Raw genomic sequence first — 24,556 nt, 5'->3', positions numbered from 1 at the left:
TCCCGCCTGGTGCCTGGGGCGGCCCCTACCCATGAGGCCGCAACGGCATTCAAACAAGGATATAATGTCGGTCGGCGCGCTTTTTGTCAATATGCCTTCCGCTTTTTTTACCACCAGCCCATGGCCTCGTCGGCCTCCATGGTCAGGTCGCGCAGGCGGCGCTCGACGATCTGTTCCTTGGCCTGCCGGCGGGTCTCCAGCATGGTGCGGATCTTGTTCAGTTCCCGCTCGAGGTTCTTGACTTCCAACTCGCGCTCGGCCAGGCGCAGGTCGAATATCTCGTTGAGCATCTCCTGGAGCCGTTGCTGAAGCTGGGTTTTCTGTGCCTCCTCGGTCGCCTGCCGCAGTTCCTGGGCGGTCTTCCGGCATTGGGCGTCCAACTGCTGGGCGCGCAGGAAGCCGGCGGCCAACTCCGGAGCCACGCGCTTTAACTCGTTGTAACGGCGCACCATGTGGCCCAGCATGCGGATCTCGTGCTGGAAAATCTCCGGCTCGTGCTGCCGCAACTCCTGGAGATTCCGCAGCGTATCGGGCAGGTTAGTCTCCAAAAACGCCAGGGTTTCCCTCTCGGAGGGCAGGGGGGGCTCGCCCGGCGGGGGGGGTGGTTCCTGCCCGCTGCACACCACGGCCGCCAGCAGCCAGCCAAGCACAAACGGAATGGCCATCGAGTTTCTTTTCATGACGCGCTCCTTTCTGTGAGATCGCTACCGGGGCGGATGTCGCCTTTCTGAAGGAGATACCCGCGCGCCGCGTTGATTATTGTCGAAAGGCATCCGGCGATCTCGTCCCCGGCCGGGATCTCGATGGAAAGGATGTTTTCGCGCGCCGATTCCAGGCGCGATTTCAGGTCCCGCACGCGCCGGTCCATGGCGCTTCCAGGCAAGGTTTCGCGACCGGCGCCCTGGGCGCGGCATAGGCCCTTGAGGTGGTCCACGCGGCCGCGCAGGCCGGCGACCGGAGAGAACTCCGGTTCGGCCGTCCGCGCCGGTTCGGGCGAGACCAGGCCGCCCACGGCGACGCGGAGCCGGGCGATGCGCTCGCCGAGTTCCTCGTCGCTGGCGATGGCGCCCGGCGCCGGGGCGATCTCCTCCCGGGCCACCTGGACTTCCGGTTTCCGGAGCCAGAGCGCCCAGAGCAGGCCGCCCAGCGCCAGCAGCGCCGCCGCGGCCGCCAGCAGGGGCGCGGGGAAAACCAGGAGCCGGGGCCGGCGCGCGGCCGCAAGGGCGGGGGCCACCAGGTCGCGTCCCGGTTCCAGCAGCGGCAGGCGCGCCAGTTGCGCCTCCTGGTCCCGGAGTTCGGCCAGCGCCCGCCGCGCCCCGGGATCGGAGCGCAGGGCTTCCTCGACCCGCGCGGCGCGGTCCGGCGGTAACTCGCCGCTCGCGTACAGCAGGAGCTCTTCATGGCTGATCTTCATGGCGCCTCGCCGAACCATTTTTTCAAGCGCTGCGATGCATTGTGCATCCGGCCCAGTGTCGTATTCAAGGGGGTCTTCATGAGCTCCGCGATCTCGCGGAACCGCAGCCCCGAGTACGTCCGCATCAGGACCACCTGCTTTTCCGCGTCGGGCAGGCTGTCCACGGCCCGCGCGACCAGCGCGGCGGTCTCCTGCTCTTCCAGTTGCCGGCCGGGAGAAGGCGCCGGGTCCACGGCCTCGGGGGCGGGGGCATCATGTTCCGCCCACGCGGATTCCCCGACGGGCAACCGCTTTCGCTTCCCGGCCATTCGCAGGCCCTCCCGGTACGCGATCTGAAACATCCAGCTTTTAAACGTCCCCTTCGCCTCGTCGAACCGGTGCAGCTTCGTCGCCGCCCGGATGAAGGCCTCCTGGGCGGCGTCCTCCGCGTCGTGCGAGTTCCGCAGCATCCGGCAGAGGAAACTGAAGATTCGCGTTTGATATCTTCTTAACAGCTCTTCCAGGGCCGCCTCGCGGCCCGCGCGCCACGACCCAATCAACTCGTTGTCGAGTTGGTCCTCCGTTCCGCTATGTGAAACCTCGGCCATGCGGATTCTATTGCCGGCCTCCCCCGGATGCCGCAAGCCTGCCCCTCGCCTTCCCCGGCGTCAAGCCGTTGTGCGCCGGGAAGAGCAGCAATAAAGCGCACGACAGGAGGGTAGTAGCGAATGAACCCCGGGCCTGACGCCGGGCCGGGCCGAGGGGTATGTTCTTGAGCAGCCTGGCAGGAGACGATCATGTCCATCAAGGGAATGACCATCGGGCTGCTTTTCTGGGTGGGATGCGCCGGGCCGGCCGGGGCGGTCCTGGTTACGGGCGTGTTCCAGAAGGGCGTGTCGCCGTCCGGCACGTACACGCAGTCTCTGGATTCGACCCTCCGTTCGCTGACCGGCCACACCTTCGGCATGCAGTCCCTCGGCCGCGACCCGGCCCTGGACCCGCGCTGGGCGGATAGCGAGGGCGCGACACTGCTGTGGTTCGATATTTCTGCGATCCCTGCTTATGCGTCCGTTTCCTCCGCCACGCTGCGGATCCGGTTCGCGCCGAACGAGTTCGAGTCGACGTCCGGGTACCTCGCGGCGTACCGGCTGGGCGATCCGTCCGGGACCGGGATGTGGCAGGAGAACACGAACGCGACCGACGCCGACTACGGCATCGCCGACCCGACGAACGCCTTCGGTTGCGCCGCGTACAAGCGGCCGAACGTGGCGTGGACGGCGGCCGGTGGCCGCGTGACGGACGTCACGTCGGCCACGTCCCGCGCCTGGCACGTCGCGGGAACAACGGAATGGATCGAGCTCGACATGACCACCGCCGTCACGGCCTTTGTGCAAACACCCGCAGCCAACCTCGGCTGGCTGGTCCGGGCGGAAACCGATGACACCTTGCGCGGCGACCTGTTCACGTCCGACGCCGCCGCGCCGTCCAACCGGCCGCAACTGCGCGTGGTCTACGACCTGCCCGACACGCCGCCGACCAACCTCCCGCCCGTGCTTGCGCCGATCGGAAATCGCAACGTCACGTTGGGACAGGAACTGCAATTCACGGTCAGCGCGACGGATCTGGACGGCGATCCCCCGGCGTACACCGCGTCGAATCTCCCTCCGGGCGCGGCATTTACGTCTCCGCAGTTCTCCTGGACGCCGGCGGCCGGACAGACGGGCGTTTTTGCCGGCGTGCTCTTCCACGTCAGCGACGGGCGGGGAGGCTCGGACGAGGAATCCATCACCATCACGGTCGGCGAGGCGGGCAGCGGGACGACGTACTACGTGCGGCCCGACGGCGGATCCACGCAGCAGTGCAGCGGATTGGTGGACGCGCCGTACCCGGGGAGCGGCGAGTGCCAGCCGTGTGCGTGGGACCACCCGTTCCGCGCCCTGCCGCCCGGCGGGCCGTCGAACATTGCGGGCGGCGACACGCTGATCATCGGGCCGGGCAGCTACAGGATGGGCTACGGTGCGCCGGGAGCGGATGCCTGCGATAGCGGCTGGCCGTGGGAATGCACCATGCCGCCGGTCCCGAGCGGGCCGGACCCGCAGCACCCGACGCGCATCCTCGGCGCGGGCTGGGATTCCGGTTGCACGAACAAGCCGGAGCTGTGGGGTACGGAGCGGGCGACGTTCATCTTCAACCTGACCGGCTCGACGAACGTGGAAATCGGGTGCCTGGAGCTGACGGATCACGAAGGCTGCGTCGAGTTTCATTCGGGAGCGATCCCTTGCGACCGCGACAGCTTTCCGTACGGCGACTGGTGCCAGCGCGGCATCTACGCGCAGGACGCGAAGAACGTGTATCTTCACGACCTCAATATTCACGGGCTGGCGGACGCGGGCATCCAGGCCGGGCGGCTGGCGGATTGGACGGTGGAGGACGTGCGGCTGGCCGGGAACGGGCTGGTGGGTTGGGATGGCGATATCCTCGGGGACGACGGCAACACCGGCACGATGTTCTTCAGCGGTTTCGTCGTTGAGTGGAACGGCTGCGGCGAGACCTGGCCCGGCGGCCAGCCCACGGGCTGCTGGGCGCAGACCGCGGGCGGGTACGGCGACGGGCTCGGCACGGGCCAGACGGGAGGGAACTGGATCTTCGTGGACTGCGCCTTCCGGTACAACACGTCCGACGGCCTGGACCTGCTGTACGTGCGCGAGCCGGGCTCGTCGATCCTCATCAGCCGGACCCTGGCGGAGGGCAACGCCGGAAACCAGTTGAAGACATCCGGCCCCGCGCAGATCGACAACTGCGTCGTGGTGGGGAGTTGCGCCTTCTTCGACGGCAAGCCGTTCACGTACAACGTGGACCCCTGCCGGGCGGGCGGCAACGCCGTGTCGCTCTCGCTCGCGCCGACCAACGCGGCGTCCATTCTGAACTGCACGATCACCAGCGAGGGCGACTGCCTCGTCATTGCGTCCTGCATGGGCACGAATTGCAACGGCTCGGAAGCCGTGACGTTGCGCAACAACATCTTCGTCGGGCACACCGATTTCCTGCAGCCCTTCGAGAACACCTGCCTGACGTACGACGAGGGCTTCCCGGCCTCGCCGTTCGACCTGGACTACTCCATCATCACGGACGTGAAGGGCGATCCGTGTCCTGTCGGCGCCCATGACCTCTGCCAGGGCCCGCAACTGTCCAACATGACCCTGGCCGCGTTCGACGCGCGGCTGCGGACCAACAGCCCGGCCATAGATGGCGGAACGAATCTCCCGTCCGTCGGCCGCGATGTCTCCGGTGTCTCGCGCCCCCTGGACGGGAACGGCGACGGGACGAGCCGGCTCGATATCGGCGCGTATGAGTTTGTGCATCCGTTTTCCGATTCCGACGGCGACGGCATGCCCGACGTCGACGAGGTCACGGCGGGCACGGACGCCACGAACGCCGCCGCCCGGTTCATGATGGAGGCGCTCCGCGCGGGGCCGGATCCCGTGCTTCGCTGGATGGGCGTCGCCGGGCGGGAGTACGATGTATTCTCCGCCCCGGCCGTGACCGGCTCTTGGGAAGCCGTCACGGGCGGCACCAACCTGCCCGGCGCGGATGCCGCGCTCTGGTTCACCAACGCGTATCCGGACGAGCGCCGGTTCTTCCGCCTGCGGGTCCGAAAGCCGTAGCCCCGGCCTCGGGGGCGAGGCCGGGCTACTTGGATGGCGAGTCGGAGTAGCCCCGGGTCGCCCCCGACCCGGGGCCGCCCGGCCTTGGGGGCAAGGCCGGGCTACTCGGATGGCGGCGGTCGATGCGTGGATGGCGTGCCGGAGTAGCCCCGGGTCGCCCCCGACCCGGGGTTGCCCGGCCTCGGGGGCGGGGCCGGGCTACTCGGATTCGCCGGGCACCAACCCGTTTGATATGCTCCAGCGTGTGAATCGAAACCCCCAGACGATTTTATTCTGGCGGGGGGCGCTCCCTCATTGGGAAGTAGCGGATGGCCGATACTTCGTGACACATCATCTGGCCGGAAGTCTGCCGCAAAGGGTGGCCGACGCCCTGGCCATGCAGCTCAAGCAAGTCGACAAGAAGGACCAGCGGCAAGCCGCGCAACAGTATTTCAAGGAAATCGAGAGATGGCTCGATGCTCATCATGGGGACGCCTGGTTGCGCGACAGGGGAGCGGCCGACTATGTTGTGGAAACCATCCGGTGTTATGAGCGGGCCGGATACTGGCATGTCATGGCGTATGCGGTGATGCCTAATCATCTGCACTTGTTCTTCCGCTGCGGGACGTTGTCCCTGTCGGACGTCATGCGCCGCTTCAAGCGGTGCACGGGGCGGGAGGCGAATCAGCGTTTGGGGCGTGTTGGCCAAAGATTCTGGCAGCGGGAATGGTTTGATCACTGGTCGCGAAGCGCGCAGGAAGACGACAAGATCGTCGCCTACATCCGAAACAATCCGGTGCGCGCGGGATTGGCGGCCAGGCCCGAAGACTGGCCATGGGCCGGTTGATATCCTCATCTCGTAGCCCCGGCCTCGAGGGCGAGGCCGGGCTACTCGGATGGCGGCGGTCGATGCGTGGATGGCGTGCCGGAGTAGCCCCGGGTCGCCCCCGACCCGGGGGCCGCCCGGCCTCGGGGGCGAGGCCGGGCTACTCGGCGGGATCATGGCTTGGTGAAGGTCCGCCCGTTGATGACGACCCGGTTCTTGTTCTGCACCTCGCCCTGGCCGTCCATCTCGGGCGTGGGGCTGACCAGGATCAGCGTCAGGCCGCCCAGGTCCCAACTGCCCGTGGTGTGCGACTGGACCGCGCCGTCGGTCGTCTCGCCGGTCAGCAGGTTTGTAAGTTGCATATAGGTCGTGGTCGCATAGACCGCGGATCCGTCCGCCTGGAGCGTGAAGGTGTATTGCACCTCGTCGGCTCCCTTGGATTCCCGCGCCGCCTGCCAGGTTCCGACCAGCTCGGACTTGGCCAGCGCGGGCGGCTCCTCTTTGGGCGTGCTCTGTGACGAGCTGTTTTGCTGCGAGTTGCCTTGCGACGAACTGCCCTGGGAGGTCTGGCTCCCCGAGCCGCCGGAAGAGCCGCCGGACGAGGTGCCCGCCGCCGTCCCGGAAGAACTCCCTTTATCGTCGTCCGAATCCTCGCAGGCCGACAGGCAGGCCAGGGCGCCCGCGGTCACGATCACCCCGATCATTCTGAACCATGTGGTCTTCATCGTCCTCTCCTTGATTCCTTTTTTCACTCCGGTCCTCACAGGTTGTAACCCGGCTCGGCCGGCCTTTATTGTGCGAGGGGCCGCCGATGCGGCCGGAATCATTGGATCCGGTCTGTCACGCCGAATTCCATGAGGTAGCCGCAGGCGAAGTTGTCGTCCACGTACGGGATGACCGAGCCGTTCACGTTCCACTCGCGCACGATCTCGAATTCCAACGGGAGCCAGAACTGCCAGGCGATCCAGGGATTGATCGTCCAGGGCGCGTCGAACTCCCATATCTGGACATGCCCCGGACTGCCGGGCTCGACATTGAGCGTCGAAACATAGTGCGCCGGCACCACGGCCCAGGCCCCGCCCATCTTGATATGCACATGGACGGTGGTCTGATGGGGCGTGCCCGAATCCACGGGAAACAACGCCTGGACGGCGATCTTCCCCTTCAAGCCCACGAACGGCCAGCCGTTCGTGACGGTGTACGTGCGCTGTGCCTCGATCAGGCCGACCGTGTTGCCGGCCGCGCCGAGGGTGTAGTCCATGTACGGCGGATAGGACATGTTCCATGCCGAGATTTTATAGTGCTGTCCGGAGTTGTCGTCGTACCAGACGACACCGTTCGGCATCCGGCAGCCCACCCGGAATTCCGCGATGGAGAGGCCCTGCAGCCGCCCCGTGAACGTCAGGTGGTCGCCGTAATCCCCCTCGAGAGCGAGCGGGACGCGCGTCCAGGTCGGCGCGCCGCCGTACTCCACGAAGACCTCGTGGTCCGACGGCGCGCCTTGTTTCTCCGCGTGGACGCGGAAGTCCACGTAGGACGTCGTGGTCCATGTCTTCATGAAGAAGGGATGGGCCGTCACGAGGCGTGCGCCCGGGATCTGCGCGCGGGCCGCCGCGCAAGAGACCAGGATCAGGACGGCAACGAGATACCCGGTCGCCGCGTACTTTCGATGACGCATGATGCGCTCTCCTTTTCCGGGAATCGGCTCTCGCGGCCTCGCGCCGCGGCGCCTCATCCTTGTGCAAGGCGATACCCCATCGTCATGCCGCTTATTGTGGCGCGTCCGCCGATTTGAATGCCGGCAATAAATCCGGGGCCGAGAGGGTTGCACCGTGTGAACAGCAGTCCGGGCAACGGCCCCGAACATGGAGAAGACCCCGTGAAGAAAGCTGTCGCCGGTGTGGTCGTTGGAATTCTACTGACCCTGTCCGGGCAGGGACAGGTGATCGATGTCCCCTCCGTGGGGGTGCGCCTGGCATGCGTGGAGGCGTATGGCCCGAAGGTGGCCCGGTTCCATGTCCACACGATCAAGCCGCCGGCGGGGGTCACCCAGCAGGTGTTCGTGGAGGTACGCCGCAAGGGCGGATACCAGTTCACGGTACTCCTGGGCACTTCCGGCGGGTTGGGCGGCGCGCCGGTGGCGCAGGATTATTTCTCCCACCGGTATGTCCTGGACGGCGTGGGGGGCCTGGTCACTGAAATGGAGTCGTTCCGGATTATTCTGAAGGACAGCGCCGGCGCGACGTATGTGGACGATAACGGCGGGCTGCTCTATCACCCCGGCAACCCGGCGTCCGCCTGGGTGAACGACTGGGGCGCCGTCGGCGGCGGCGTGGCGCTGCTGGAGGCCGAGCGCTACTACACGCACGAGGCCGCGACGGGGAAATGGTGGCTTGGCTTTAGAGGGGTGGTGGCCGCCGAGGGTATCGGGGTGCCCAAGAACGTGGGGGCGCTCGCCTTCGTGGCCGGGGCGTGGCGCTGGATCCCGGCGACCTACCAGCTTTCGTCCACGGCGTCCGGCAAGGAAAAGGTCCAGCGCTGGACGTTTGACGAACCGAAGCTGACGGATGCCTGGTGGGAAACGCTCGGCTTTATTCCCTATCATCACAGCCTGGCGGGATCCCAGCCCCTGTATCTCGACGCCAATTTCGGGCAGGCCTACGTCATGCCGCTTGCCCTCATCCTACCGCACGTCATTCGCTGAACCATCCAACGGGAGAAGAACCATGAAGAAAAGAAACCGGCTGGGAATCGTTGTCGCGTGTCTGGGACTGGTGGGCGTGAGTTTGGCGGCGCCCTGGACGGCGCAGAATGCCGCGTGGAACGTCAACGTCAGCACGGATGGGGCCAATCCGAAGAACTACTATGGACAGTGGCCGGGCCATACGTATTTTCCGTCCCCCGCCGACTGGCGCAGCATCGCGGTGTACCAGTTCATCACGGACCGGTTCTGCGACGGCGCCCCCAGCAACAACGGCGAGGGGGGCGACCTGTACAAACACAACATGCGCCACGGCGGCGACTTCAAAGGCGTAACCGCACGTCTCGATTATATCAAATCGCTCGGATTCCAAGCCGTCTGGATCTCGCCGATCTTCATCAACGCAACCAACGGGACGGATTACCACGGATATGCCCAGCTCGACTTCACCGTGCTCGACCCGCGCTTTGGAACGCTTCAGGACCTGCGCGATCTGACCACCGAGGCGCACAAGCGCGGCATGTATGTCATTGTCGACATCGTCGTCAACCACATGGGCAACCTCCTGGAATTCGTGGGAGCTCCCGGCCCCTGCGTGCCATTCAAGTTCTATACCGACGAGTATCAGTTGAAATGGAAGAATTCCGCCGTGCAGTACGAGGATTTCAAGTTCAATAACTCCTACTTCTGGGGACGCTACTGCCCCATCCACGATTCAGATGGCCACCTCGTCAACAATCACTCCTGGGGAAACTCGTACTGGCTTTCCGATTTTCATCACAACGGATCGCTTGCCGCCGAAAACTGTCCCCAAGGCGGAAGCTACGGCGATTCTTGGGCCTGCCACCTTGGCAAGATCTACGGGACCATGGATGACCTGCGCACCACGCATCCCAACGTGCAGGACAAGATCATGGCCATGACCAAGGCCTTGATCGCCTCGACCGACATCGACGGCATCCGCATGGACACCCCCATGCAGGTCCCGCTCGAGTTTTTCAAGAAGTGGTGTCCGGCGGTCAAGGCGCATGCCAACACTCTGGGAAAGAACAACTTCCTCATCTTCGGCGAGTTCTTCTGTTCGCGCGGGCGCGCGGCGAACATGATCGGGCGCGGACGCACGCCGGATCAGCATGGGAAGCCCCTTACATTCATTGACAGTACCTACACGATGGACGGCGGAATCAATTACCCCCTCTACAACGAGTTCTTCCAGCCGGCGGTCAAAGGGCAGATCAACGGAAAACTGAACCAGTGCAAGGTCCAGATCGAAGCCGATACGAAGGACGTGTACGACTTCTACAACCCCGTCGTCGGCGAAAGCCGCTACCTGATGTACAACTTTTTCAACAACCACGACAAATGGCGCATGGTGCATGCGACCGACGGATTTAAGAAGACCGATCTGGCCGCGGGCATCCTCGCCTTCTGGCCGGGCGTTCCGACGTATTATTATGGCGACGAGCAGGGCTTCTGCTCGGCGGGATCGGCGCTGGACGGCTGGGCGCGCGAGGACATGATGACTAGCAAGGCCTGGTACAACGTGGGCACCGGCCAACTGGGCGTTTCCCCCAACCCGGCCGTCCAGGACAACTTCGACATGTGCAACCCGCACTACCTGCATGTCCAGAAATGCATGAACATACGCCGGCAGTATCCGGCGCTGCGAAACACGGATGAACTGTACGAGCGGTGGTGCCAGTCGAAGGCCGGGAACGGCATCTACGCCTACACGCGCGTGTGGAGCACGGATAAAAAATACTGGGCGCTCGTGGTGTTCAACACCTGGTCGCAGGCCCTCAACGCCGGGGGATCCCTGGGCGATTTCTGGACCGGGTGGGGCAGCGGCGATGTCATCGTGAATGCCTTCAACCCGAGCGAGAAATACACCCTGGGCGCCAACGGGAAGTTGAACAGCCTGTCGGTCGGGCCGTACGAGGTCAAGGTGTTCGTCCGGAACGACAACCTGCAGAAACTGGATCCGGTGGTGATCTCCGTGACGCCCAAGCATGACGAGCGGGTTTCGGGCAGCACGGCCAACATCGGCCTGACGTTCAGCGAGGATATGGATGCCTCGTCCGTGATGGGAGCCTTCCGCTACGACGGCCAACCGGTGGCCGCCAACCTGCTGACCTATAACGCCTCCACGCGGACGCTGGTCTACAACAATGCCCCGGTCCAGGACGGGATCCGGACCGTGGAGGTGCTGGAGACGGCCAAGGGCGCGGCGGCGGCCGGCGGCAAGCCCCTGCCGGGAAAATTCCGGTCCCGGTTCCGCAAGGGATCGGCCGTCAATCCCATCGCCCAGACCCAGTATGCGCCCGTGCATGACGGCGGGCTGGTCTGGGGCGGCGCGTACCAGCCCATCTACATCTTCACCACGAAGGGCGTGGACAACACCCCGCCGCCCGCGGGCAGCCTGTGGGAGTGGTGCAGCCGCACGGTTAAACTCCATCATCATGCCGACGGCGCGGGCTACTACCGTGTTTCCAACGATAAGGGCCAGACCTGGGGGCCCTGGGGCAGTTACGCGGCGACCACGGACTGGAAGCTCGGGACGGGATTCGGCCTCAAGGATGTCACGGTCCAGTACTGGGCCGACGGCAGCTCGGCCTACTTTGTCACGGGCGCCGTCGAACTGGTCGAACTCGAATCTACGGCATGTGCCGCGATCCTCACGGGGTTGCTGAAGGACCTGCTCGATACAACCCGGCCGGATTCCGCTTTCACGGATCCCTCCGGCCGGGAGGAGTACGAGCATGCGCTGGAGTTCTTGCACATTCTCCGTGAACTGGCGCTGGAGACGGAAACGGGCGCGGTCTATGTCGAGTTGTACGAACGGTCCTCCCCCGAGCTGTGCGCCATGCTCCTTGAGGCCCGCGATCCGGAGGTGCTGTGGACCTCGTACGACCTGATTCGCCTCGCGGGCCGCGCCATGGGAGATTACCTGGCCGGCCGGGGCGGGGAGAATCCGTTCACGCCCGAGGACTGGGCGCGCGGTCGCTGGCTGTTGAGCTACTTCATGGAGAATACCCGCCATGAGCCGTTGCGCGAGGACCTGGCGCACCTGATGGAGATCAGTTTCCGTGCGGAGGGATTGTCCATCGAAGAACTGCTGGCCGCGTTCATCCGTTGAAAAGGGAGGAGATCACATGAGAACAATGGCCGCCGGAATCGTGAGCATAATGATGGGCGCCGCCCTGGCGGCGGGCGCGGAGCCGGTTGGTTCGGAACGGGATGTTGAAACGGCTTTGGCGGAGGAGCGGGCGGACCTGGCGCGGCGGGCCTCGCCGGAGGCTCTTCGCGAAACGCTGGGCCTGCCGCTGCCGGAGCCCATCCTGGAGCCGGGGGAGAGGGAGCGGCCGGCTCCGGCCTTCGCGCCGAGTCCGGCCGCGCCATGGTGCGGCCCCATGGTCTGGATGGACGCCGACAGCGACGGCGACATGGACCTGCTGCAGAACTTGATCGACTATCCGTCCGTCAAGGCTTCCAGCGGCGGCTGCGGCGCGCTCTCGGCGGCCAAGACCATCCTGTTCGTCAACGAGGGTACGCACGTGACGCCCTGGGTGGCGGGACCGCGCCTGTACCCGGACTCGGTCATGCTGGCCCTGGGCGACTACGACAACGACAACCACGTGGACTACGGCATCGGAGGCTTCGACTACGCCCCCCTGGGCGTGAGCGGCAGCTACGTGTATGCCAACCTCTTCAAGTGGTTCAATCTCACCCTCTTCATCAACCCGCTCGGCGCCAAGCTGGCGAAGGCGTACGCCTACTCGCCCCAGCAGATGCAGTGGGTGGACTACGACAACGACGGCGACCAGGATGTATGCTACAGCGGGCGGTCCCCCAACAGCCCCCTCGTGGACATGGTCAAGCTCTACCAGAACGGCCCGTTTCCCGGCGGCGCATTCTATAACCTTTTTATCGTATCAGACATCCCGACCGCGCTGAATACCCCGGCCGGCCAGGGCCTGGTGCTCTGGGCCGATCACGACAATGACGGCGACTTCGATTGCGTCCGCGCGAACGACGCCACGGCGGACACCAGGTTGTACCGGAATGACGGCAAGGGGATATTCGTAAAGGCCCAGATCCTCGCCACCTTCGCGGCCGGGCATGGCGCCTGGGGCGATTCCGACAACGACGGAGACCTGGACCTGGTCTTGGGCGGGAAACAACAGGTCTACCTTCGCAACGACGGCGGCCAGTTCACGCCTCTGACGGGAACCGGCATCGCCTCCGCGTCCGGACCGGTGAGCTGGGCCGATTATGACAACGACGGCGACCTGGACTTGTTGACGCTCACGATCGGGAGCGCCGGCGTCACGCTCTATGAGAACCAGGTTCTGCCCGCCGGCTCGGTCCACAGCTTCCAGGCCGTGACCGGCGCCGGACTTCCCGCCGACCTCAACGGATATTCCGCGTGGGGCGACTACGATCGCGACGGAGACCTGGACCTGGCTCTTTCCAAGCCCGCGAATGCCGGCATCGCCAGCGTTAAGCCCATCTACTTGGATCCGAAAGATTTTCAGACGCGCGTGTTCTGCAACCTGGCGGCGCACAAGAACACGGCGCCCGCCGCCCCCGCCGGTCTGAAGGCCGTCGTCAGCGGCGGCTCGGTGAAGTTGTCCTGGCTGGCGTCCGGCGATGCCGAAACACCCGTGCCGGGCCTGTCCTACAACCTGCGCGTCGGGATCACCCCGGGCGGCGCGGAAGTGGTCTCGCCGCTGTCCTGCCCCGACAGCGGCACGCGCAAGGTGGCGGCCCTGGGCAACGTGAACCAGAACCTGTCATGGACGCTGAAGAACCTGCCGCCGATGACCTACTACTGGAGCGTGCAGGCCGTGGACACGGCCTATGCCGGCGGCGCATGGGCCGCCGAGCAGCCCTTCGTGGTGCCCTGACAGGGCGAAGAAGGGCAACCTCGTCAGGATCTCCATCGCGCGGCGTCTGCCAGGCGAGGCAGGCGGCCGCGGTGATCCACGCAGTAGGCGAACCAGGAGCCGAAGGCCAGGACAGACTGCGGATCGCGGGAGAGATTCAGGCGGGCGATGAACCGGGCCTGGATCCGGTTCCACCGGCCCAGGTTCCTCGTTTTCAAGCTCGCCGAACTCATGGCCTCCTCCTGTCCTCTAGAGATAGGGTCGTTGGAGGGCGTCCGAATATTCCATTTTTTTACATCCGGGGCGCCGGCATGGCTTTTCCCGGGCAATAAACCCGCGCGGCCGGGGGTTACAGGAGGTGGAACAAGGGGTGAGAAAAGATGAAAAAGAGCATCATTTTGGCATGGATGGCGGCGGGACTGGCGGCGTCGACGGCGCGCGGGGCGGTGCAACTCAACAACCTGTCGGTCTATCCGACCATCCAGGCCGCCGTGAACGCGGCGACCAACGGCGACACGTTGAAGATCGAGGGCGGCCTGTATCCCGAACTGGTCATTGTGTCCAACAAGAACCTGACGCTGGAGGGCGGGTACAACGGGGGCTTTACCGCGCGCGACGGGGGCGATTCCGTCGTGGACGCGCAGCAGGCCGGCACGACGCTCTGGATCATGGACTCCAGCTCGCGCGTGGACCGGGTGAGCCTGCGGGGCGGGACGGGCTACCTCCAGAACTGGTGGGCCGGCGGCGGGGGCCTGCTGCACCGGTCGTGGGTCGAGTTCACGGATTGCCGGCTGTACTCGAACACGGCGTCGTTCGGCGGCGGCCTGTTCGTCGGCCAGTTCGCCTACGCCAAGCTCACCGGCGCGACGGGAGTGTACAGCAACCGGGCCGTCGCCGGCGGGGGCCTCTTCACGGACGGGCGCTGCGATATCGTGCATGCCGATGCGCAGGTGTACGGCAACACGGCGGACGGCGGGCACGGCGGCGGGATCTGGGTGGAGACGGGCTACCTGCGCCTGTTCCAGGGCCAGGTGCATGACAACCTCGCGAGCCCGGGCGGAGGCGGGGTCCAGGCGGCGGGCGGCGGGGTCGGCGCCTCGGGCTCGTTCATCGAGATCGGCGACGGCGCGAGCCTGATCCTGAACGAGGCCGTCCTGGGCGGCGGCCTGGCGTTGTTCAATTCCACGGGGCATCTCGGCCGCGCCCGGCTGGCCGACTGCTACCTGGGCGTCAATTCCGCCGCATCGCGCGGGGGCGGGCTCTATGCCTCGAACTCGGCCCTGCTGGCCCGGGGCCTTACCGTGTGGGCCAATACCTCCATCCAGGCCGGCGGCGGGCTCTGGACGCAGGGCTGCGCGGTGGACAGCGACACCAATGGGATCGGGATCAGCCAGTGCAGGACCGAGGGCCATGGCGGAGGGTGGTACCTGGAGAACACCACGGCCCGGGTCACGCGGCTGGCCTCCGGGGATATCCACCCGACGGCCGGGAACCAGGCGGGCGGGCACGGCGGCGGGGTGTACGCGACCAATTCGCTCCTCGAATTGACCGGCGGGTGGTTCGCCAACAACACGGCCACCAACCCGGCCGGCCCGCCGGTCGGCGGCCACGGCGGAGCGATCGCCCTGGCGCGGTCCACGCTCGTCATCACCAACGGGGTCAACGAGATCGACCCGTACGCCGGGCCCTTCTTCGGAGACAACCATGCGGGCACCAACTCTGGATGGGGCGGCGCGATCTGGGTGGGGCCGGGCAGCCGCGCGGACGTGTACCGGGCGCAGTTCACCAACAACGCGGCGTCTTACGGCGGCGCCATCGGGGTGAACGACGGCGTGCTGGTGGCGGCCGCCTCCGCCGTGCTCGGAAACCGGGCGGAGGGGAAGGGCGGGGGCCTGTACGCGTATGATTCGGACGTCTCCCTGTGGGGCTCGGACGGCTTGGCCGGCGACCGGGGCCGCATGGAGTTCCGGGAGAACAGGGCCCCGGAGGGCGGCGCGGTGTGCATGAGCGAATGCATGGCGCTGGTCAGCCATTCCGTGTTCGAAGCCAACTACTCTCCCGTCTATGCCCACGGGGTGCTGGCCCAGGGCGGCACGCTGTGGATGGTCAACTCGCTGATCGTGGGCGGGGCCGTCCAATCCGGGGGGGGCGCGGGGCTCTGCCTGGCGGCCGCCAGCACCGGCACCGTGGTGGGCTGCACCCTGACCGAAAACGACAACGGCGGCGTTATGCTCTATGGCAGCACGATCGAGATTCTCAACAGCATCGTCTGGGGCAATTCAAGCTACAACGTCGGCACCCACGGAGCGGCGAATGCCGCGATCACCTTCTCCGACGTCGGCGGCGGGTGGCCGGGCGCGGGGAACTTCGACGACGACCCGTTGTTCTATCCGGACTATCACCTGCGCCACGGCTCGCCCTGCGTGGACGCCGGGGGCGTCGTCGGGAGCGCCTTCCCGCCCGCGCTCTGGGACATCGACGGCGAGCCGCGGCCGGGCGCCGCGTACGACGTGGGGTTCGACGAGTACACCGACACGGACGGCGACCGCGCGCCGGACTTCGTGGAGACGCAGACCGGGATATGCTCGAGCGAGTTGGACCTCGGCACCAATCCGAACGATCCGGACACGGACGGCGATTCCGTCAACGACGCCGACGAGTGGGAGGCCGACACCAACCCCAACGCGGGCGACGACTACCTGCGCTTCCTGTCCGTCGCGCCTTCCGTCTCGACGCCGGGCGATGTGGAAGTGACTTGGACCGGCGGAACCCAGGTCCAGCAGGAACTCGAATGGGCCGAGAATCCGGACGGCCCCTGGCAGCACCTTGGAACCTATGGTCCGCCCACGCCCCCGACCCACGTCGAGGGCTTCGCGGCGGCGGGCGCGCCCAAGGTCTTCTTCCGAATTCGCGCGTACCGCTTGAAGTAGTCCTGCGCCGCGGGGGCGCGGCGCCTCCAACTACTTGATCCGCTTCCACATCTTGGCGGCCAGGTCCCGGGCCTTGCGGCGCAGGGCGGCCTCGTCGAGGTGGGGCAGGACGCCGTCCTTCATCAGCACGCGGCCGCGGCAAACGGTGGCGTTGACGCGGGACTGGTACAGGCCGAACAGGAAGTGCCCGTAGAAATTCGCGCCGGAGAGCGGCGTGAAGGGCGTGTAGTCGAAGACCGCCAGGTCGGCGAGCGCGCCGGGGGCCAGGACGCCGCGCTTGGTCTTGAACAGCCGCTCGCAGATGGTCCGGTTGTTCTTCAGCAGCATGTCGCAGCACTCGCCGAACGCGACGCGCGGGTCGTGCTCGAGGTGCCGCTGCAGCAGGTACGCCGCCCGCGCGCTGGCGATCATGTTCGAGGCCATGCCGTCGGTGCCCAGCCCCGTCAGGATGCCCCGCTTCCACCACCGGGCCAGCCGCGAGGCCCCGACCGCGTTGTTCATGTTCGACTCGGGGTTGTGGACGTGGATCGAGTGGGTCTCGGCCAGGATGTCCAGCTCGCGGTCGTCGAGGTGGACGCCGTGGACGAAGATCGAGCGCGGGCCGGTCATCCCGGCGTCGCGGAACCGCTCCATGCAGCGCTGGCCGAACTCCTTCTGCGCGACCTCCTGGTCGATCAGGTCCTCGGCGACGTGGACGTGGAAGCCCGCGCCGTGCGCGCGCCCGATCGCGGCGCAGCGCTCGAGCGTCTTCGCGCCGAGCGTCATCGAGGCGTGCAGGCCGAACAGCGCCGTGACCTGGTCGTCCGCCGCGGCGGCGCACTTGCGGATGAACCGCTCGTTCTCCTCGATCCCGCCCCCCTCGACGTTCCGGTCGGAGACCTCGTAGCACAGGCTCGCGTTGATCCCGACCTCGCGGACGGCCTTCTCGATGACGTCCAGGCTGCCGTCGCGGCAGGAGGGCGAGGCGTGGTGGTCGATGATCGTCGTCACGCCGTGCTTCACGCAGTCGATCAGCGGGAGCAGGGCGGAGAAGTAGACGTCCTCCCCGGTCAGGGCGTAATCCAGCTTCCACCAGAGGTGCTCGAGGATCTCCTTGAAGTTCTCCGCGGGCTTGCCCGGCGGCGAGAAGCCGCAGGCGAACGTGGAATAGAGGTGGTGGTGCGCGTTGATCAGCCCGGGCATCACCAGCCGCCCGCCGGCGTCGAGGACCTGGTCCGCCTTGTACCGGTGCTCGTGGAAGTGGCCGACCTCCGTGATGCGGGCGTCCTCGCAGTAGATGCTCCCGCCCTCGATGACCTCGCCCTGCTCGTTCAGCGTGACCAGCAGGCCGTTCTTGATCAGCAGCGTGCTCATGGGGTCCTCCGGCGCAGACCGCGTTTTTCCAATGATTGGAAAATAGCATACCCAAAGTTTCCAATCATTGGAAAAAAAGCGGGAAAATTTTCCAATGTTTGGAAACCCCGGGGGATGTCGGCCGGATCGGACGGATGGGTCCGATCCGGCCTGAACTTCTATTACGGCTGCCGCCCCTGGCGGCGGCCGGCGGCCTTTTTCTTCGGCCCCTTCGCCGTCTGCTCGGCGAACAGGTGGCTGTTCAGCGCGTTCAGGTAGGCCTTGGCGCTGGCCTCCACGATGTCCGTGCTGGCGGCCTTGGCGGAGACCATGTCCTTGCCGAACGCCACCGTGACGCTGACCTCGCCGACGGCGTCCTCGCCGCGGGTGACGGCCTGCAGCGAGTAGTCCTCCAGCGCGCCGGGCGCGCCGGTGATCCGGTCGATGGTTTTCAGCGTCGCGTCCACCGGGCCGTCGCCGCAGGCGGAGTCCTGGAAGACCTCGTCGCCCTTCTTCAGGCGGACGGTCGCGGTGGGGACCGTGCTGGTCCCCGTCGCGACGTGGAAGTAGTCCAGCGTGTACACCTGCGGGATGTCGCTGATCCGCTCGCGCATGATGGCGATCAGGTCGTCGTCGTAGATGTACTTCTTCTTGTCGCACAGCTCCTTGAACTGGTTGTAGACGGACTCCTTCTGGTCGTCCGCGACCTGGAAGCCCATCCGCCCCAGGTGGACGAACAGGGCGTGGCGGCCCGAGTGCTTGCCCAGGACCATGTCGCTGCCGGAGATGCCGACGTCCTCGGGGCGCATGATCTCGTAGGTCGTGCGCTCCTTCAGGATGCCGTCCTGGTGAATGCCCGCCTCGTGGGCGAAGGCGTTCGCGCCGATGATGGCCTTGTTGCGCTGGACCACCATGCCGCTCATCTGGCTGACCAGGCGGCTGGTCCGGTACAGCTCCCGCGTCTTCACGGCGGTCCACAGGTTGCCGAAGGCGTCCCCGCGTACGCGCAGCCCCATGACGACCTCCTCCAGCGAGCAGTTGCCCGCGCGCTCGCCCAGGCCGTTGATCGTGCACTCGATGCCGCGCGCGCCGTTGCGCACCGCCGCCAGCGAATTCGCGACCGCCAGCCCCAGGTCGTTGTGGCAGTGGACGTGGATGATCGCGCGGTGGATGTTCCTCACGTGCTCGACCAGGTACGCGATCAGCCGGCCGAACTCGATGGGCACGGCGTAGCCGACGGTGTCCGGGATGTTCACGGTCGTGGCGCCCGCGTCGATCACGGCCTCGCAGACCTCGGCCAGGAACTCCGGCTCCGTGCGCGAGGCGTCCTCCGGGCTGAACTGCACCCGGTCGCAGAACGTCCGGGCGTACTTCACGGCGGCGACGGCCTGCTTGACGATCTCGTGCTTGGCCTTCTTCAGCTTGAACTGCCGGTGGATCGCCGACGTCGCCAGGAAGGTGTGGATGTACGCCTTCTTCCCGGCGGGCGCGACGGCCTCGGCGCAGCGCTCGATGTCCTTGTTGATGCACCGGGCCAGCCCCGCGATGTACGGGCCCTTGACCTGCTCGGCGACGGCCTTGACGGCCTCGAAGTCGCCGGGCGAGGCGATGGGGAAGCCGGCCTCGATGACGTCCACGTTCAGCCGCGCCAGCTGGCGGGCGACCTCCAGCTTCTCGTGGATGTTCATGCTCGCGCCGGGGCACTGTTCGCCGTCGCGCAGCGTCGTGTCGAAGATGATCACGCGATTCTTTTCACTGGTCTTTTCCGTACTCATGATGACGTTCCTTTGCTTTCTTCAAACGGGTTCAGCCTACCGATCTCCCGGCGGGAACCAATAAAAAACCCGCCGGCGTTTTTCGCGGCGGGTTTTCTGCGCTCCGTAGAGCGAGGGGATCAGGAGCAACACCTCGCGCCCACCGCCGCGCGGGTGTTGCCGCTAAGGGAGAGCAACAGCGAGGAAGAGGCGGTCGGGCCTTTCCCTGTGCGCGCAGCGATGACGGAACGAATGCTCATTTCGAGGGAAATTACCATATCCGGCCAAATCGTCAAGCGCATGCTCTGCGGCGTCGCGGGAGCTCCGCCCTCCAGGGCCGCCGTCCTTGGAGGAGCGAACTCCCGCGAGCCCGCCCTCACGGCGGCGGCTCGGTCAGCCACGGCGTGTAGTCCACGCTGCCGAAGAACTGGTTCGCCAGCGGGGGATTGGCGCCCCACCAGTTCTGTTCCGCGAACACCGTGCCGGCGCCGACGTTGCGGAAATCGCGGGCGCCGTTGCCGAAGAACTGGCCCTGGCCCGGACTGCCCAGCGCCCCGCCGCCGAAGTCCATGTTCAACAGGCCCCCGGCCAGGATGTCCATCCGGACGCCCGCCCCGCCGTTGTCGATGGCCACGACCTGCTCGCCGTACACGTTGACCGGCCCGTTGTAGTCCACGCGGATCCGCGCCCCGTCGTTGCTGTTGTTGTTGACCGAGACCCGCGTGAGGTCCACGGCGAGGAGGCTTCCGGCCCCGGCGGCGAAGAGATCCAGCCCGCGCCCGCCGTTTTCGCCGGCCGTGACGTCGAGGAAGCCCGCCGAGATGCCGCCGCTGTCCGCCGCCAGGTCGAGGTTGAGCCCGGCGTTGTCGTTCCCGACGGCCCGCACGTCCGCGAGGTTGACCACCGCCTCGCCGGCCGCGCTGTGCAGGTCGGCGTACAGGCCCGCGCCTTCGTTGTTGTCCAGCAGGACCGCGTCCTGGGGCAGCAGGAAGGCGACCAGGCCGAACAGGCCGAAGAGGGGATCGTAGGCGGCGGTGAAATCGTCCAGGGCGCCGGAGCCCGCCAGCAGGACCGCGCTTCCTCCGGCCGTCAGCGTCACGGCGGCGCCGCGGCCCTCGTTCAGGTAGCTGCTCATGTCCGTCAGGCACGCCACGGCGTCCACCGTGGCGCCCAACTCGATCGAGGAACCGGCCATGCCGTTGTCCACCGTGTCCACGCCAGCCAGGATCGCGTAGGCGTTGGCGTTGACGCTGGTGCCGATCGCGCGGATACCCTGGCGCTCGTTGCCGGAGGCCCAGACGTCCACGAAGGCGGCCAGGCTGTCCAGGCTCGCGTTGTTTTCCGTGAGGAAACCTTGGCCCCCGTTATCCATGGCGTCGGCGGCGATGACCGCCGTCATGGCGTCGCCTTCCCCGCTGTCCAGCCGAGCGTTCAGGCCGTCCTTCCCGTTCTCGTTGGCCTGCAGGCCCACCAGCACGGCATACGCGCCGGCCAGGCCGTCCTGGCGCAGGCGGATGCCGTGATCGACGTTGCCGCTGGCGATGATCCCGCCCAGCGGATCGTAATCGATCGGGCCGAGGAAGCCGCCGAGCAGATCGAACAGCCAGTCGGAGGACACGAACGCCGAAATAGCGTAGCCCTCGGGCGAGTTCACCGAGACGTCCAGGCCGTCGTCCCCGTTGCCGGTGGCCTGGGTGTCGAGGAACAGCCCGAGCGCCCCGTCTCGGCCGGTGACGACGGCCGCGACGCCGTCCGCCCCGTTGTCCGAGGCGATGACCGGTCCGAACGGCTGGCCGGGCACGGCCAGCGGTTCCCCCAGCAACAGGTCGCCGAGCAGCGCCGCGACCGGCCGGAGCGGATCGGTCGAGGCGAACAAAGCGCCCGCGTAGCCCTCGTCGCTCGTGATTTCGGCGACGATGCCGTTCCCGGCGTTGCCGGTGGCCTGGGCGTCGGCGACGACGCCGATCGCCGCCGTGGGGCCGTCCGCGGCCACGACCAGGCCGTCGCCCATGGTGTTCAGCGCCAGGATGCGCGCGGCGGCGGCCACCGAGATGGCCTCGGACGAAACCATCACGCCCGCGCCCAGACCCAGGTTGCCGTCGGCTTCCACGCCCACGAGGGCCCCGACGCCCGCGAGGTTGCCCATCGCGCCGAGAACGAAGCCGGGCCCGAGGTTGCCGTTCACCACCGTGCGCCCGCCGGGCGACGGCGCGACGGCGAGGTCGATCCCGAAGAGCGAGGCGATATCGGCGCCCAGTTGCGCGATCTCCATAATGTTCTCGGACGAGCCCCCGAGCCCGACCGCGATTCCGTTGGAGCTCGACACGAGCGCCGACACGCCTCCGCCGAGGTTGCCCTCGGCCCGGATATCGAAGAACGCCCCGCCCGCGATCAGGTCCCCGTCGATGAAGGCCGCGACGCCCTGGCCCTGGTTTCCGACGGCCTCGATCGGGCCGGCGGGTCCCAGCAGGTCCTCGACTTCCGGCGGCAGCAGGCCGCCGGCCAGCCCGAGCGCGCCCTCCAGGGTCTCGACGAGCGCGGCCGGCATGCCGATCACGCCGATCGCCGCGAAGGGGCTCTGCATGTTCAGCAGGATGCCGCCGCCCTCGTTGTCGTTGGCCGTCAGCCCGGAGAGATTAGCCAGGGCGAGGTCGGCGTTCTCGACGAGCACGTTGAAGCCCGGCCCGCCGAGGTTGCCGCGGGCCTCGGAGCCGGAAACCAGCGCCATGGCCCACGGCGCGTCGGACAGGGTGATGTTCACGCCGCCGCCCAGGTTGCCGTCGGCGGAGGAGTTCGCGACGCCGGCGACCGCGGACCCGGCGCCGGCGATGCTGACGTTCAGCCCCGGACCCTCGTTGCCGTCCGCGTGCACGTGGTTGAGCCAGGCCGTGGCCTCCCCGGCATCAACCATGACCGCGGTGACGCCCGGCCCGGCGTTATCGTCGGCCGAGACATGCGAGAGGGAAATGAGCCCCTCGTCCGCGCCCAGCACGCCGATGTTCACGCCGAGTCCCTCGTTCCGGTGCGCCTGCACGTCGTGGAGCAGCGCCTGCGCCGAGCCGGAATCCATCAGCGCGATGTTGACGCCGCCCCCGCCGTTCCGGTGCGCGCCGACGCCGGAAAGTTCGACGAGCGCGAGGTCCGAAGCGATGGCCGTGACGTTGAATCCCGCCCCGGCGTTTCGCTCGGCCTGCGAGCCCGCGAGGACCACGGAGGCCAGGCCGTTGCCGATCATCAGGACCGTCGCGCCGTCCGCGTTGTTGCGGTTGAACGCGCTGTCCTGGATCTGCAGCAGGGCCGAGTCGTAGTTCGCCGCCTGGCTCATCAGGCCGATGCCGTTGTTCTCGAACCGGCTGCCGTCCACCAGGACGTCGAACGTCCCGCTGGCGCCCTCGCCGCCGACCAGCATCCCGGCGTTCACGTTGTCGAGCACGTCGTTGTTCGCGAAGACCAGGTTGAAATCGCCCACCCGGCCGAAGGCGGAACCCACGGCCGCTCCTTCGATCGTGTTGCACTCCACCCGCAGGTCCGTCGCGCCGTTGCCGAACAGGCCGACCCGGCTGATATCCATGTCGCCGAGCATCGCCACGTCTTCGAAGCGCGCCCCGCCATGGTCGGTGTTGGTGATCCGAAAACCGCGGATCGTCGTGCGGTCGGCCATCGTGATCGACGGGCCGCCGCTCCGCCCGTCCACGGTCGGCTGGATGCCGCTGCCGAACGATTTGCCGTTGTAGCCGGGGACCAGGCAGCCGCTGCCCCAGAGCGTGACGCCCGGGGTCATCTCCACATTCTCGCGGTAGGATTTCGAGGCGTCATAGACGTAGACGTTGCGCTCGCCGAACGCGTCGTCCACGCCGTCCTGGATGGCGCTGAACGGCCGCTCGGCCGACCCGTCGCCGCCCCGCGAGCCCGCGTCGCCGTCCACGAAATTCACGTCCGCCATCAGCGTGTAGTCCTGCCGCCAGGTGTCCGTGTCCTTGGACGTCTGCACCGTGTAGAGATCCGCGCGCTCGATGAAATCGGAGACCTCCAACCGGATCTGCGGATCGCGCATGACCATCTCGGTCAGCCGTGCGTCGAAGGTCCGCTCGCCGCGGCCGAGCCGGGACTGGAACGCCGCGAACGGATTGCGCCCGTGCGCGAGGGCGGCGAGGTCCAGCGGCACGCTGAACCGGCCGCCGGCGTAGTAGTCGCTGCCGGTGAGCGCGTCGTCCTCGTACCAGGCCGCGTCGAGGAAGAGCGAGGCGAGCAGGCGCAGTTCCAGGCGGGCCTTGAAGCCCTCGATGTCGTCGCCGTAGTCCGCGTCGAACCGGTAGTAGCCGCCGAAGACGCGGGCCTCGAAGGTTTCCGGGCGGACGGGCAGGGGCAGGCGTAGCCCGGCCTCCGCGTCCCAGCCGTCCATCGCCTGCTCGTACTGCTCGAAGAAACGCGTGGTCGTCGTCGTGCGGGTGGTCTGCTGGATGATGTAGGACTGCGCGATCTCGTGGTCCTCGGCGTACGGGTCGGTCCAACCCTCCTCCGTGCTCGTCGAGCTCGAGGAACTGCGCTCGGTGGTCTCCGCCACGACCGTGCGCGTGTCCTCGGGGTCGTAGTAGTTGGCGCGGGCATCCAGCCACCGGCTCAACAGCTCCAGGCCGGCGCCCCACTGGTCGTACGTGCTGTGGCCCGTGTCGCGGTAGTCGTAGTAGCCGTTGGCGCCGAGGATGATCTCCCGCTTCGGGAAGAGGTGCCGGTAGCCCAGGCCGAGGCTGTATTCCTCCGCGTCCTGGTCCGTCCGGGTCGAGCGCGGATTGACGAACAACAGGCCCGAGGGGAACCGCCACGCGGGGACGAGGACGTCGCCCAGGCCTTCCGCCTCGTCGTCGCGGAACTGGACGCCGACCGTCAACTCGGCGGGGGGGAGGGTCGCGGCGGCCTTCTCTTCCGCCGGGGCTTCCGCCTTCGGCTCCGCTTTGGGCTTGGCCTTCTTCCGCGCGGCTTTTTTCTCCGCGGCCGGTTTGGACCTCTCCTTCTTCTTCTCCTTCGCGGCGTCCGCCGGGTCGGCGGCGAGGAGGAGGGCGAGGACCGCAAGCAGCAGGGAACGCCAAGGC

General features: G+C 67.0%; 15 protein-coding genes. 6 read left to right on the top strand and 9 right to left on the bottom strand.

Translation table 11 applies throughout. From position 1 onward, the window contains the following. Window positions 1-107: 107 nt before the first annotated feature. Genes KA248_06230 through KA248_06220 form a run of 3 tightly spaced genes read right to left on the bottom strand, consistent with a single transcriptional unit; the run spans window position 108 to window position 2,001 of the window. Window positions 108-680: a hypothetical protein gene (locus KA248_06230; GenBank protein ID MBP7829497.1), complete on the bottom strand. Its 573-nt coding sequence runs from the start codon at window positions 678-680 to the stop codon at window positions 108-110. Next, entirely contained in the window at window positions 677-1,414 is a 738-nt protein-coding gene (locus tag KA248_06225; protein MBP7829496.1) for a hypothetical protein, read from the bottom strand. The genes KA248_06230 and KA248_06225 overlap by 4 nt, the downstream gene beginning before the upstream one ends. After that, window positions 1,411-2,001 carry a sigma-70 family RNA polymerase sigma factor gene (locus KA248_06220; protein ID MBP7829495.1) on the bottom strand — a complete coding sequence of 197 codons (591 nt, stop codon included), beginning with the start codon at window positions 1,999-2,001 and terminating at the stop codon, window positions 1,411-1,413. The genes KA248_06225 and KA248_06220 overlap by 4 nt, the downstream gene beginning before the upstream one ends. A 189-nt stretch (window positions 2,002-2,190) precedes the next feature. Between KA248_06220 and KA248_06215 the strand changes: the two genes are divergently transcribed. Then, window positions 2,191-5,058 (top strand): DNRLRE domain-containing protein, encoded by a 2,868-nt coding sequence (locus KA248_06215; protein MBP7829494.1) that lies wholly within the window; start codon window positions 2,191-2,193, stop codon window positions 5,056-5,058. 322 nt (window positions 5,059-5,380) lie between these two features. After that, on the top strand, window positions 5,381-5,884 hold the full coding sequence (locus tag KA248_06210) for a transposase (GenBank protein ID MBP7829493.1): 504 nt from the start codon (window positions 5,381-5,383) through the stop codon (window positions 5,882-5,884). 152 nt (window positions 5,885-6,036) lie between these two features. On the opposite strand, the gene KA248_06205 is transcribed toward KA248_06210, so the two are convergent. Together KA248_06205 and KA248_06200 are read right to left on the bottom strand one after the other, a co-directional pair. Further along, complete coding sequence (locus KA248_06205; GenBank protein ID MBP7829492.1) at window positions 6,037-6,588, bottom strand: hypothetical protein; 552 nt, start codon at window positions 6,586-6,588, stop codon at window positions 6,037-6,039. A 98-nt stretch (window positions 6,589-6,686) separates the two neighbouring features. Further along, window positions 6,687-7,541 (bottom strand): hypothetical protein, encoded by an 855-nt coding sequence (locus KA248_06200; GenBank protein ID MBP7829491.1) that lies wholly within the window; start codon window positions 7,539-7,541, stop codon window positions 6,687-6,689. A gap of 201 nt (window positions 7,542-7,742) precedes the next feature. Here KA248_06200 and KA248_06195 point away from each other — a divergent pair, with 201 nt between their 5' ends. From KA248_06195 to KA248_06185, 3 genes are read left to right on the top strand one after another with little or no spacing between them, the layout of a single operon-like run. After that, a complete protein-coding gene (locus KA248_06195; protein ID MBP7829490.1) occupies window positions 7,743-8,567 on the top strand; it encodes a hypothetical protein in 825 nt (274 codons plus the stop codon). Window positions 8,568-8,589: 22 nt separating this feature from the next. Next, window positions 8,590-11,700, top strand: a complete 3,111-nt coding sequence (locus KA248_06190) for a hypothetical protein (GenBank protein ID MBP7829489.1) — start codon at window positions 8,590-8,592, stop codon at window positions 11,698-11,700. Window positions 11,701-11,716: 16 nt separating this feature from the next. Beyond that, window positions 11,717-13,471, top strand: coding sequence for a VCBS repeat-containing protein (locus KA248_06185; GenBank protein MBP7829488.1), 1,755 nt, complete (start codon window positions 11,717-11,719; stop codon window positions 13,469-13,471). Window positions 13,472-13,494: 23 nt separating this feature from the next. Here the strand turns inward: KA248_06185 and KA248_06180 are convergent, their stop codons facing one another. Then, on the bottom strand, window positions 13,495-13,683 hold the full coding sequence (locus tag KA248_06180) for a hypothetical protein (protein ID MBP7829487.1): 189 nt from the start codon (window positions 13,681-13,683) through the stop codon (window positions 13,495-13,497). A 147-nt stretch (window positions 13,684-13,830) separates the two neighbouring features. On the opposite strand from KA248_06180, the gene KA248_06175 reads away from it, so the two are divergent. Continuing rightward, a complete protein-coding gene (locus tag KA248_06175; protein MBP7829486.1) occupies window positions 13,831-16,380 on the top strand; it encodes a hypothetical protein in 2,550 nt (849 codons plus the stop codon). A 30-nt stretch (window positions 16,381-16,410) separates the two neighbouring features. Here KA248_06175 and ssnA read toward each other — a convergent pair whose 3' ends face one another. From ssnA to KA248_06160, 3 genes are all read right to left on the bottom strand, one after another. Then, complete coding sequence (ssnA, locus tag KA248_06170; GenBank protein MBP7829485.1) at window positions 16,411-17,733, bottom strand: putative aminohydrolase SsnA; 1,323 nt, start codon at window positions 17,731-17,733, stop codon at window positions 16,411-16,413. Between the two features lie 161 nt (window positions 17,734-17,894). After that, a complete protein-coding gene (locus KA248_06165; GenBank protein MBP7829484.1) occupies window positions 17,895-19,487 on the bottom strand; it encodes a 2-isopropylmalate synthase in 1,593 nt (530 codons plus the stop codon). 355 nt (window positions 19,488-19,842) lie between these two features. Continuing rightward, window positions 19,843-24,556, bottom strand: a 4,714-nt coding sequence (locus KA248_06160) for an inverse autotransporter beta domain-containing protein (protein ID MBP7829483.1), incomplete at its 5' end; no start/stop codon positions are given.

Source organism: Kiritimatiellia bacterium (genome assembly GCA_018001225.1).
Lineage (GTDB): Bacteria > Verrucomicrobiota > Kiritimatiellia > CAIQIC01 > JAGNIJ01 > JAGNIJ01.
This window is presented reverse-complemented; position numbering and strand designations above follow the sequence as displayed.